This window comes from Lysobacter sp. MMG2 (genome assembly GCF_016735495.2).
GTDB lineage: Bacteria > Pseudomonadota > Gammaproteobacteria > Xanthomonadales > Xanthomonadaceae > Lysobacter_J.
The window spans coordinates 1-11,003 of the sequence record NZ_JAERQY020000003.1 but is presented as its reverse complement, the minus strand read 5'-3'; the positions used below and the strand labels follow the sequence as shown (position 1 = coordinate 11,003).

Sequence of the window (11,003 nt, the reverse complement as noted above, 5' to 3'; positions counted from 1 at the left end):
CCAATTGGGGTCATGGCGCAACAGTGGGACCTCCCTCAACTTCTGATCCCTCTTGAAACGAGTGTGGGAGATATCTTCAGGGGAGCGGAGAAGCCGGCCGTGTACTTCCGCTACTGGTGCCAGAGCGACCCAGCCAGCGTCCTCGAGGCCATCCGCGCCGATGGTCCAATGCCAGCTAGGTACTCGTGATCAGTACAGACAGAGTTCTGAGCTGATGGCCCATTGCAGATCGGCGCCGCTTGGCTAAGTCTTCGCTTCTATCCGTTAGCGGATCCTCGGCCGGACAGTTCCTCTGCAGCGATGCTAATGTCCGCTTTCGACCCAAAGCGGACATGGGATGGCGGAGATGAAACTGGTATGAGAGCCCTTCGGGTGTTGGCCCATGGCAATTATCTCGTAGCGCTCCTTACTGGAATGATTGCCCTCTATCTGCTCACCATGCCGCTGCATCCCGCAATCGGCGACGCGCATGCGGGCCTGCTGGCAGCGTTTTCCGGTCTATTCCTCCTTCCTCTTCCGCTTGCGGCATTCGTAACAGGACGATTGATTCGGCGGAAATCGCGCGCGGCGTGGCCGATGCAATTCATCGTCGTTGGCCTCCTGGTCGCGCTGGCGGTCCTGCTCGCTTCGTAGGCGTAACCGCATCCGGGTGTTCCTGCATGTCACCGCGACGTCCGCTCCTGGCCGTTAGCGGACATTGAGGCAGGTTGGCCGCTCGCACAGGTGCTAATGTCTGGTCTCGACCCGGGGAGGTCGAATCGCAAGGGGGCGGGCATGAGGTGGGCAATTCAATTGGCCGCGTTAGCGTTCTGCGGTGCGCTGTGTGCACAGGCAGCCGCTCAGCGGCCTTACGGTGCAATGGTAGTGGGCGGCATCGAGCCGGTCCGGATCGACGGTCAGCAGTACTTCTTCGGCTACAGCTTTCGCATGGATCAGGTTCTGACGCCCCTCTTTGCGGATGCGGAGTCGGCGGCCGCCTATGCGACCACCCATCTCGCGCAGCTCGATGGTCGCAAGGACAAGGCGTTCTGGTTGGCGCAGGCGCGCGAAACGCTGGACGACCCCCAGTTGTCCGACCGCGACGGCACGGTCCTCGACCTCAGTGGCTTTCGGCGCGACCTCGCCTCACTTCGAAGCGATCCAAGGACGCTGCGGGCACTCCCCGGCGTGGATGCCCCCGCGTACCTGATTTACTTGCTGGAAATGAACTGCAAGTGGCCGGATGAACCCCAGCCGGCTCGCGTCACCGCTGCCGCAAGACGCCTTGGCCTCGACATGGACGACACGAGCGGATGGCTGGAGTACGCCACGTACTACTTGACGGGGCGGGAAGCGATACCGCGAAGGGCGTCGTTCAACGACGCCGCGTCCGTCTACCTGTGGTATCTGGACACGCTGCTCGTCCATCAGCGATACGACTGGTCGAAAGAGCTGGGGCTGCGTTCCTGATCTGGTGGGCACGCTGATCTGGCCAAAGCGCGCGCAGCCTGGTTCGCGAAGCGAACCCAAGTTGGATGCGATGAAAGCGAGGTAGCCATCGTAGTTCGGGTAACCAAAGCACACCCGGGTCCTCGTTCGGTGGCAGGTGCTAATGTCCGCTTTCGACCCGAAGCGGACGTTCCCCAGGAAACTGCACGACATGCAATCGTTTGAGGTATGGGAACCGCTTCCCGATGCGCCGGATTTCCTTCACGGAGCCTGGGTGCTGCACCTTGGAACGAATCATCTTCTGGTCGTTTGCGACGGGCATTTCCGCAATGGCAAATGCCCAGTGCTTGTGTTCGGGCCTGTCGAATCCATCCAGATACACGACGACACCCTGCCAACGTGGGATCCGCAACTTGCGGCGACTCAACCTGGCGGCAGACCGTTTCTGAAAGTGGCTAACTCTGCTTGGGCACAGAAGGTCGGAGCCTTTCGCGGTCCGCTCTCCCACTACTGCATTCTTTCTGGAGACTGCTGCGTGGAGCTGCTCTCCGAGCATTCGCCCCAAGTTCGCTGGACGACTGCAGCAGAAATCGAGTCCCTGTTTGGCGCCGGTCTCGACCTTGGTGGAGGCTGAAGGCGAGTTCTGGCCTCGGCGAATGTCTGCTTCTGGCCGATATCGGACGGTCGACCGGACGAGTCGGCGCAGGCGGTGCTAATGTCCGCTTCGACCCAATTCAGTCGTCGGCTCACATTCCAAGGTGATCGTATGAGGAAGTTGGCTATCGCAATTCTTGCTCTGAGCATTACAGGCCAAGTGAATGCAGAATGTCCCGTCGCTTCAGATGCGAAATTGGCAAAGCTCATCTCTCAGAGCGGCGGGATCAACGACCCCAAACTTTCTGGAATTTGTACTCGCGTAAGGCACGAGGGCCTGACATTCCTGGTACTTGGCGACTATGGTGTCCAGAACGGCGCTTCGTACGCGTGGGTGAACGTCCTGCTCGCGGATCAAGAGCTAGGGTTGGCCTCTTCATCGCATGTCGCTACTGCCACCCAGCAATCAGAAATCGCTAATTTGCAAGAGGCTGAGCGACTCTTCCTCAAAGCCATCTCTGCCGCAGTAGGTGGCTTCATGTACGAAGACGCGATTTCCAAACTCAGGCAATCAAAGTCAAAGCTCGAAGGGACGCCCGCCCCGAAGTCGTGACTTGAGGCCCTCGCCCATAAGGCCTAGCAATCATTCAAGCCGAACCCGCTTTCGCGGGTTGGCCCAACTCAGCCACTCCGGCGATGTCTGCTATTGGCCGATAGCGGACGTTCGGGCAGGACGGCCGGTGGCCGGGCTGGTAATGTCCGCTTTCGACCCAGAGCGGTCATTGGCCAACGTCGCGGGATTGCTAGCGCCTCGACCTCATGCGAGCATCGCCCGGCCGGGAAGGGGTCCCGGCCTGCGGCTCCTACCAGGGGACAACACGGATGCGACCTCTTGTGATGGGCCTTGGGCCCGTGTGCCTAGCCTTGGCCGGCGGAATGGCACTCGTGTTGTCCGGCTGCGGAAACTACAACTACAAGCAGCCGGCACCTACCGAGCCGAATGCGAAGCTGAGCATCGCTTCCGACCAGAGCGGATTCATGAGTGCGCAGATGTTCAGCTCATTCGACGACGCTGAGTGCAAGACTCCTGGCTACGTCATGGCGGCATTCAACTTCAGCAAGGACAAGAACCAGACGCTACTGGTCCAGCCAGGCAAGCGATTGCATGTTCTCGCGACCTTCCAACGCACTTCGGGCGCTCGGCTGGCGGGGGAGCTGATCGAGGTAGGTTCCAGGTACTGCAACAACCTGATTTCCTTTACTCCTGAGCTTGGGCACACCTATTCCTTGAGGCAGACAACGTCCGAGGCGAAATGCCAGGTACTGCTCGTTGATATCGGCTCAGGTTCGCCTCCGCCGACATTCGAGGTCCTTGAAGTTCGCGGCAACTGCACACGGCGCATTTACTGATCCATGCCGGCCTGGCGAGCGGCAGGCACTGCCGTCGGCGGGCAGGGTGCTGAGATCGACTATCTCTAGTTCGAGGGAACGGATGACTTCTGCATCGAATCACAGGTCAATGCTGTCAGCCAAATGCCTTCTCATGGCGATGGCGCTTTCAACCATGCCGTCTTGTTCGGCCGAGCGCCGAGCTAGTAACTGCGATTCGCTTCTATCAGAGGTGGCTAAAGGAAACACGGGGCTCATTGCTGGAGGCCCTTCAGCAGACCTTTCGAGGAAGGTGGCAGCGCTTCGAGATGAGTGCAAAAGGTCTTTCGAGCGCGACTTCCAGCTCGCGGTCTACTCGACGAACACAGGGGATCCCGATCAGGCGATTTCACTGCTTCAGGGCATTGCGAGCAATGACCCGCAGACGGAGCCGAAGCGCCTTTCTGCTCTTTACTGGAGCCTCTACAGAACGTTCAGTCGGAGGGAAGAGCGGGGCATCGTGGCAGCCGACGCGCGGGCGAGATTTCCGGACAGTCCTTACACCCGCTTGATTGGGGGTGCAGAAGACTGCATCAAAGGCAAATGCGCCTCAGCATTGGCTGATCTTCAGTTCGCCGATTCGCAACTTCATGAGGTAGAAGGTCTTCAGTTTCTGGCATTCGCGTACGCGGCGAACGACGACTTCCGGAATGCAGAGAAGACGCTCGATCTCTTGCGGCGCGTCGCGGGTGATCGAACCATGACCGAACGCCTCGTGTACGTAAGCGTGGTGACCTACGTAAACATGGGGCGAGGCGCCGAGGCGAAGGGCATCTACACTCGCTTCCTCCAGCAGTTCCCTGCCTCGATCCAAGGGAATTTCATGCGCAAGTCGCGAGATGTGCTGACCCAATCCGGCCACCTGCCAGATCGGGGTTAAGGGGCGGAGGAGCGTCCGCTTTTTGGCCGATCGCGGACGGTCCGCGAGCCGGACCCGCGTCGGCGGTGAAAATGTCCGGTTTCGACCCGTAGCGGTCCATAGGGAGGCCGTAGATGAGGAGGTTACGGCACAGATCAGGTTCTGCCAGGCGTGGCGAACTGCTGCGCAGCACCCGTCTGCCAGGTAGGTGGTCCGATGATGCAACGCGGCCATAATCCACCGCTTTTGATACTGGGCACCTTCGGCGTGATGGTGTCGGTGTTGGTTGTAAGTGCGTCGACTCCCTATGTGCCGGCGCCGCAAACCTTCTTCAACCTGAGCATCGGTTGTTCCGCCCTCACATTCATTGGATTGCTCGTGGCTTCTGCCCTGTGGATGGGGTCTGATCGCGAGCCGCGAGGCTTTCGTTGGATCGCGTCAGCCTGGAGTCATGGCGAGCGCGGGCAAGTCGCGAAGGCGGTTTTGGTGTTTCCTGCAGCATCGGCTCTCCTTGGCAGCTTCATTGCAGCAGTGCTTGTGAGCGCGCCGAGCTATCCAACGGCCCTGCTCTCAACGGACAAGTCCTCCACTTCAGCAACCTGCATGTATTCAGGGCGAGACAAGGTGAGAGGAGCCTGGTCTCTCTTCCGTCTTCCATCTGGTGAGGAGTGGAAAGTCGCTGGACGCGGTAGCCTGTGTCCCAAGGTAACCCGCCTGTGTCAGCTGCACTATTTGGACGGCCAGTTTGGCGTGTATATCTCTGACATCAAGTGTGTCGGCGATGGCTAACAGTTCATGCGAACCGACCCCGCTCAGTAGATTGTTTGGCGCCAGACTGGAGCTTCCTTATGTCGCTATCTGAACTGCTAGGTGATCTGGCCGGATTGATCTCCCTAGCCACCACGGATGCCCCCGACGAGTATCCGGATTGGTTGCCGACTACCTATGATATTCATAAGAGTGAGATTCAGACGCTCTGGACAAGGGTCCGACCGCATTTGCGAAACAACGAAGAAGAAGAGCGTGTGCAACGTCAGCTAGAAGCGATGTTTGGCGCGTTTGAGGCGGGCAACAAGGAACTTGGTAGAAAGATCGCGTGGGATCTTTGGAATCTCCCCATCACGAGCTTGAAATGAGGCCAAGGCGCAGCGTTTCGCGTCCTCACGCGTAGATTGAATGTCCGCTTCTGGCCGATAGCGGGCATTGGGGCAGGGCTGAGGCGGGAACTCGGTGCTAAGGTCCGCTTCCGACCCGAAGCGGACGAAGCCGGGTTGTCGCATCACAAGGAAGCAGCGAGGAACGCGTGGAGCCGGCAGCACATCACAAGGAACTGGTGAGTCACCTGCGCACGCGCGCTACTGGCCATTTCAGCGCGGCGGCGTACCGCGACGAATATGGGCGCCGCCCAGTGCTGGTGGCGCAGTTTGGTCCGGAGCGCTCGCGTCTGTATACGACGGTGGGGGTTTGTGACAGGCGCCTTGACCTGCCATCCGGTCGGTACGAACTTGCCGCGTGCGGACAGCCCCGCTGGCTTCCGAATGCCCTCGTGAGTTCGGTCTACTGGTTGAACGAACGCTCAACCGATGACTGGCCCCTTGTCTGCGAGGACGTCGTCAGGCACAACGCGCGAAGCCCGTACCGGCACATGGCCTTCGTTCCGTCCGGCACGCATGTTGCGGTTTCGCATGGCTCTCCGGTGACGATGCTACTCGGGGTGCCAGTCACGGACAACGAAATCGGACTGTCGTTCGAGCACGCTTCGGAGAAGGTAGCAGCCGCGTTTCCGCCATGGTTGTTGTCGCACCCTTAGATCAATCACCACCTTCAAAACGTGAAGCATCGTTCAACAGCAAGGAAGCCAAGACATGGAGTTCGAACTTTCCTCGCCCCAGAAGGCCCTGCACGCGTTGGAACAGGCATATCGCGACAAGGACATGGACTCGGCCCTGCGATGCCGTGACTTCCGGCACGAGGCCGAACTGATGGCCCTCCATATGACCTGGGAAGGGGCCGGCGAGGCGTTCGACGAAACGACGCTTTCGCAACTGGCCGAGGTGCTGGAAGCCAAATGGAAGCAGGCCACTCCGCCAGATTTCGACGGCGTGATCTCGCGTGTGGCTGCGGTCGAACACCATGCCGGCAAGTTCCACATCGTGACCGAAGCGGGGCGCAGGGCCGATGGGGCCACCTATTCCCAACGAATCTTTATGTCGGAGCAGGATGGGCGGTGGGCCGTGCTGTGTCCTTCTTCCTTCTACGAGGCTAAACGGTCGAACCGCCCATGGTGGGCGTTCTGGCGAAAGCCATAGCCGCGCGACGTGCGGCAGGACGTGGGAATGGTCGGAGCGGTGCTAATGTCCGCTGCCGACCCAAAGCAGACATCCGGCGCGACGGGTAGCAAGGATCGCGAATGGCCCGATAGGGGAGGGGTAAGATGAGATTCGCCGCATGCGTCTTGGGGATCACGGCACTGTTTGCTGCAAGCATTACGGCGGCCGCTCCGCCAAGCGTCCTCAGCCCCGACGCACAGCGACACGTCACCCGTTTCAGCGATGCCTTGACGGCCCTTCGCGCGGGGGCGAGTGATAAACGCGCCAACTTGCACGCCAATCGTGCGCTGGAGTTACTCGTGAAAGACACCTCCGTGTCAGGCGACGAGGCGCTGGCTGCCCTGGCTGGACACTATCTTGGCGAATCAACGGAACCAGAATGCGAGATCCTTGCGCGGGGTTCGAGGATGCTGCCCGTCCTGATTCGGTTCACACGGAACCCTCCGACGGTACATTTGCCTGCTTCCCCGGTGCATAGCCGGCCTGAACTCATCAATCAGATCAACCACGCCGAGCGGTGTGAGTAGGTCGTGGTGTCGAATATTCGCTTGGGGCCGATAGCGGACATTGGGTGCAGGCCAACCAGGAACTAAGGGATGAGGTTCATTTGATGTGGGACTGGACTCGTTTCGCGGCAGTGGGCCTCATGGCCGTCCTTCTTGCGCCGCCGGCGGGGGCGTGTTCGATCGTGGGCGGCTTTGTTGGGTATGAGCCAGGTAAACCCGGAACACAGGAGCGCGAGCTGTCACCGCCTTGGGAACCTGTGCCGAGGCCCCTCGTTCGCGTTGCGTCTGTCGAGAATCCAAAGTCTGACGTTCCGGGGCGATGCGACTCGTACACGTATGCCTTCATCGAGGTATCGGTACCGGAAGGAAGCGTCTTCTCGGTCGCGGACCTGGGATTCGTTTTCCGTTCCCCGGACACGCAGGCCCCATTTCTTTCGTTTCCGAACATCCCGATTTCCTCGAAGACGATCAGCGAGGATGGCGCGACGATGCGTTTCAGATTCGGGTTCGAGTCTGGTGGAAGGTCCGTGCCTCTCGAAGTATTCGCAATGAACAAGGCGATGCAGGTTGGACCCTCTACGGTCGTTGTCGTCGAGCTACCGGCGTACCAACGAGTGTCCGCTTCTGGCCGATAGCGGACGTTCGACCGGGCTGGCCCGGCCGCCGGGGTGCTAATGTCCGCTTTCGACCCGAAGCGGACATTCGGATCGGGTTCCGTGGAGTGCCACTCCTGGACGAATTAGGCCCACGAAGCTGAAGCTCAGGAGCAGAAGATGGATGAACCGAAGCACGCGATCCCAGCGTGGGTCACTCGTGGCAAGACCATCAGGCAGCTGATTAGTGAGCTGCAGACCTTTGAGGATCAAGATATGGAGGTCCGGATCTCATTGGATTATGGCGATACTCACGCATGCATCAGCATGGTCGGCAAGCATGAGGGCCGATACTGCCTGCTCTTCAACGCAGAGAGCTATCACATGGGGGAGTGGCAGGCTTTTATGGACGCGCCCGGTGACGAAGCACAACAGACCTGACAGTTCTTCAGATACCAATGTCCGCTTCTGGCCTATAGCGGACATTGGGCCGGGCGGGGCGGTCGGACTGGTGCTAATGTCCGCTTCCGACCCAAAGCGGTCGTTCAAGGTGAGCCATATCACCAACCTCCAACGGTGAACGCCATGCGGGCGAGCGCAGCTATCGCGTTGATGCTTTCTGGCTGCTCGTTGGCCCTCGTGAACCAGCCTGCGCCTGCTGGCCACGCGCTTGTGCGGGTTGCTCGGTTGCCCTCCGGGGAGCCAGCCGTGGTACTGCGGTCCATACACTCCAAACATATGGTCCGTTCTCAGGACATCGATCCAGCTGACCAGATATCGCTAAGGCCGGGCACTTACATCGCTGACCTTGAATGCGGAAGACCCGGCGGTCGGATCTACCTCGATGCATTTCCCACGTTTCGGTTTACTGTTCAGGCCGATGCGACGTACGTCATCGATTGCTCGCCGAACGCAAATGACGACGGGTTCGTCCTTCGCAGCCACCCGGATAGTGCATCCGGCCAAGCCGTTGGGGGCTAGGCTGGTTCGTCGTCCAATGTCCGCTTTTGGCCGCTTTCGACCCAAAGCCGACATGGGCGATGCCGGACCAACAAACACCTCCAATTGAGCACTCATGAAGCCACAGATCTCCCGCGAAGCGATCCTCATGCATCCGCGTGCTCTCAGGGTCGCCGTCGTTTGCGGTGGGCCGTCGCCGGAAGCCAATGTGTCGCGCGCCTCCAGCCGGCAGGTTTTGGATGCATTAGCAAGTTTGGGGCACGTCATGGAACTCTTCGAGTATGGGCACTCAGTCATGTCTGCGTTGATTGAATTCGTGCCCGATGTTGTGTTTCCGGTAATGCATGGTGGACCTGGCGAGGACGGCACGTTCCAAGGCGCAATGGAGGTCCTATGCATTCCGTATGTAGGTAGCGGAGTTCTGGCAAGCAAGCTGGCGATGCAAAAGCCCTTGGCAAAACTCGTGTTTCGCGACGCTGGGCTCCCGGTTATCGAAGGGGGCGCGCTGAAGAACGAGTTGCGAGCTGCCGAAGATATCGTAAGGGCGCTCGGAGTTAATCTGGTTGCTAAACCATCTAGCGAAGGCTCTGGGCTTGGGGTCACGTTTTGTTCGTCAGTCGCGGATCTTGAAGCTGCAATCGCGGACGCACAGCTCTACGGCAGAGATCTTATGGTTGAACGCCGCATTGTCGGTATGGAAGTGACTGTCGGAGTGTTGGACACTCTAGACGGAAGCTATGCGTTTGCTCCAGTCGAGGTAGCAACGCCCGCGGGCTCTTGGTATGACTTCGAGCACCGGTACACGCCGGGGCTCAGTGACCACATCCTTCCGGCCAGATTGTCCACTGAAGTGCTTGCGGAACTGATGTCCGTCGCGGTCCGCGCGCATCGCGCGCTCGATTGCCGCGATCTTTCCCGGTCAGACTTCTTGGTAGATGAGCGGGGAGGGATCTTCCTCTTAGAGCTCAACTCGCTTCCTGGGATGACCGCGACAAGTCTCTATCCCGAGGGCGCTTTTCACGCGGGCATTTCATTTCCGGCGCTACTTGATCACCTGATTTGTCGAGCCCTCGCGCGAGGACCCGGCTAGGGGCTTGAGCTATCCCAACGACAGCGAGCGTCCGCTCGTGGCCGATGGCGGACATTTGGCGCGGAGACGCGGTGAGTCCGGTGCTAATGTCCGCTTTCGACCCAAAGCGGACATTCGAGTCCTTCCACTTTCGCGATGACGTCTTCATGAGCGAGTTGTCGATCATCAGGGATGGCGTGCTGGCGCGCTCACGCGTGTGGGAAATGGCTTCAGATGACCCGAAGGCTGCAGCGGAAGTCGCTCACCGCATACGGCATCCCTGGTACCGATGCCAGGCTCTGGCGCGGGCAGCAGAGTTTTCCAGCGGTCCTATCCGTTACAAGCTCCTCGAAGCGGCATTCTCGGCCGCAAAGGAGCAGAGTGAGCAAAATCGGATCGTGACCGTCTCGTCCTGGCCGCTGCGTGTGCTGGCAGACCTTTCTTCCGAGAGGGCGGCGCAGGTGGCTCGCCTCCTTGTCGATGTCGCGGAGACCGAACCACACAACCTGCGTAGGGCTCACGCGCTGCAAGCGCTCGCCAACGCCGTCGCAGGGCATCCCGCGCTTCTCTCCCTGATCGTCCCTGCGCTCGCTTCCGCCATTCTTGGTGGAGGCGGGCCACGTATCGATCGCGTCATCCGCGATACATTCGAGCTGGTTCGCGTCAGCAATCCCGAGTTGCTTCGACCACTGGCGGATCACCATAAGTCGAACCGGCAGCAGGAAAGGCTGGTCGCCTCGCTAGTTGGGGCGGGCCCGCGCAGGCGGTGCTAACGTCCGCTTACGACCCAAAGCGGACGCTTGAAGGCATGGCTAATTTGTTCCTTTTCAAGGTCGACCATGCATTTCAACTGTCAGGACGCCCCGGCCCAGTTCTTGTTCCAGGCATTCCCGTAAGTCCCGATCTACCTGCCTTTGGCATGGGCGCGAAGATCCGCCTGATCTTGCCCACCGGCGAAAGCATTGATACTCAGATCGCAGGTGTCGAAATGGTCAACTACGGGTCGCGCCCAAGGCCGGAGCGAGTTTCTGCTCCCATCGCCCTGCCGCCTGAGATCTCAAAAGACCGGGTGCCACAGGGCACAGAGGTATATCTGGTGTTGAGTTGAGAGCGAACGTCCGCTCCTGGCCGTTAGCAATGGGATGGACTCCTCCTCACCAGCGCACTCATCGAGTGCCAGACTGAGTTTGCGAGCACAGTCGCGGCTTAGAGGAGTCCACCATGAACGAGCTTATT

At 59.7% G+C, this 11,003-nt stretch carries 13 protein-coding genes; all 13 read left to right on the top strand.

Annotation, left to right across the window (positions count from 1 at the left end):
* Positions 1–414: 414 nt before the first annotated feature.
* The 13 genes from JI752_RS12075 (at position 415) to JI752_RS12015 (ending at position 10,875) form a co-directional block, all read left to right on the top strand.
* Positions 415–633, top strand: coding sequence for a hypothetical protein (locus JI752_RS12075; protein ID WP_216964373.1), 219 nt, complete (start codon positions 415–417; stop codon positions 631–633).
* 141 nt (positions 634–774) lie between these two features.
* A complete protein-coding gene (locus tag JI752_RS12070; protein WP_216964370.1) occupies positions 775–1,449 on the top strand; it encodes a hypothetical protein in 675 nt (224 codons plus the stop codon).
* 142 nt (positions 1,450–1,591) lie between these two features.
* Positions 1,592–2,062, top strand: coding sequence for a hypothetical protein (locus tag JI752_RS12065; RefSeq protein WP_216964368.1), 471 nt, complete (start codon positions 1,592–1,594; stop codon positions 2,060–2,062).
* 81 nt (positions 2,063–2,143) lie between these two features.
* Positions 2,144–2,635: a hypothetical protein gene (locus JI752_RS12060; protein WP_216964366.1), complete on the top strand. Its 492-nt coding sequence runs from the start codon at positions 2,144–2,146 to the stop codon at positions 2,633–2,635.
* A gap of 323 nt (positions 2,636–2,958) precedes the next feature.
* Positions 2,959–3,432, top strand: a complete 474-nt coding sequence (locus JI752_RS12055; protein ID WP_216964364.1) for a hypothetical protein — start codon at positions 2,959–2,961, stop codon at positions 3,430–3,432.
* Positions 3,433–3,565: 133 nt separating this feature from the next.
* Positions 3,566–4,330 carry a hypothetical protein gene (locus tag JI752_RS12050; protein WP_216964362.1) on the top strand — a complete coding sequence of 255 codons (765 nt, stop codon included), beginning with the start codon at positions 3,566–3,568 and terminating at the stop codon, positions 4,328–4,330.
* Positions 4,331–4,528: 198 nt separating this feature from the next.
* Complete coding sequence (locus JI752_RS12045) at positions 4,529–5,098, top strand: hypothetical protein (protein ID WP_216964360.1); 570 nt, start codon at positions 4,529–4,531, stop codon at positions 5,096–5,098.
* A 59-nt stretch (positions 5,099–5,157) separates the two neighbouring features.
* Positions 5,158–5,445, top strand: coding sequence for a hypothetical protein (locus JI752_RS12040; RefSeq protein WP_216964358.1), 288 nt, complete (start codon positions 5,158–5,160; stop codon positions 5,443–5,445).
* A 729-nt stretch (positions 5,446–6,174) separates the two neighbouring features.
* Positions 6,175–6,618, top strand: a complete 444-nt coding sequence (locus JI752_RS12035) for a hypothetical protein (RefSeq protein WP_216964356.1) — start codon at positions 6,175–6,177, stop codon at positions 6,616–6,618.
* A gap of 1,300 nt (positions 6,619–7,918) precedes the next feature.
* Positions 7,919–8,179: a hypothetical protein gene (locus JI752_RS12030; protein ID WP_216964354.1), complete on the top strand. Its 261-nt coding sequence runs from the start codon at positions 7,919–7,921 to the stop codon at positions 8,177–8,179.
* A 634-nt stretch (positions 8,180–8,813) separates the two neighbouring features.
* Positions 8,814–9,788, top strand: coding sequence for a D-alanine--D-alanine ligase (locus JI752_RS12025; protein WP_216964352.1), 975 nt, complete (start codon positions 8,814–8,816; stop codon positions 9,786–9,788).
* Positions 9,789–9,874: 86 nt separating this feature from the next.
* Positions 9,875–10,540, top strand: a complete 666-nt coding sequence (locus JI752_RS12020; protein WP_254200729.1) for a hypothetical protein — start codon at positions 9,875–9,877, stop codon at positions 10,538–10,540.
* 35 nt (positions 10,541–10,575) lie between these two features.
* The gene (locus tag JI752_RS12015; RefSeq protein WP_216964350.1) at positions 10,576–10,875 is read left to right on the top strand and encodes a hypothetical protein; all 300 of its coding nucleotides are present in this window, start codon (positions 10,576–10,578) and stop codon (positions 10,873–10,875) included.
* Positions 10,876–11,003 lie beyond the last annotated feature (128 nt).

Excerpts from the sequence above, each read along its gene's own strand:
- JI752_RS12015 (WP_216964350.1), top strand. The coding sequence starts at position 10,576 with ATGGCTAATTTGTTCCTTTTCAAGGTCGACCATGCATTTCAACTGTCA.
- JI752_RS12025 (WP_216964352.1), top strand. The coding sequence starts at position 8,814 with ATGAAGCCACAGATCTCCCGCGAAGCGATCCTCATGCATCCGCGTGCT.
- JI752_RS12050 (WP_216964362.1), top strand. The coding sequence starts at position 3,566 with ATGGCGATGGCGCTTTCAACCATGCCGTCTTGTTCGGCCGAGCGCCGA.
- JI752_RS12040 (WP_216964358.1), top strand. The coding sequence starts at position 5,158 with ATGTCGCTATCTGAACTGCTAGGTGATCTGGCCGGATTGATCTCCCTA.
- JI752_RS12045 (WP_216964360.1), top strand. The coding sequence starts at position 4,529 with ATGCAACGCGGCCATAATCCACCGCTTTTGATACTGGGCACCTTCGGC.
- JI752_RS12035 (WP_216964356.1), top strand. The coding sequence starts at position 6,175 with ATGGAGTTCGAACTTTCCTCGCCCCAGAAGGCCCTGCACGCGTTGGAA.
- JI752_RS12020 (WP_254200729.1), top strand. The coding sequence starts at position 9,875 with ATGTCCGCTTTCGACCCAAAGCGGACATTCGAGTCCTTCCACTTTCGC.
- JI752_RS12060 (WP_216964366.1), top strand. The coding sequence starts at position 2,144 with ATGTCCGCTTCGACCCAATTCAGTCGTCGGCTCACATTCCAAGGTGAT.
- JI752_RS12055 (WP_216964364.1), top strand. The coding sequence starts at position 2,959 with ATGGCACTCGTGTTGTCCGGCTGCGGAAACTACAACTACAAGCAGCCG.
- JI752_RS12030 (WP_216964354.1), top strand. The coding sequence starts at position 7,919 with ATGGATGAACCGAAGCACGCGATCCCAGCGTGGGTCACTCGTGGCAAG.
- JI752_RS12075 (WP_216964373.1), top strand. The coding sequence starts at position 415 with ATGATTGCCCTCTATCTGCTCACCATGCCGCTGCATCCCGCAATCGGC.
- JI752_RS12065 (WP_216964368.1), top strand. The coding sequence starts at position 1,592 with ATGTCCGCTTTCGACCCGAAGCGGACGTTCCCCAGGAAACTGCACGAC.
- JI752_RS12070 (WP_216964370.1), top strand. The coding sequence starts at position 775 with ATGAGGTGGGCAATTCAATTGGCCGCGTTAGCGTTCTGCGGTGCGCTG.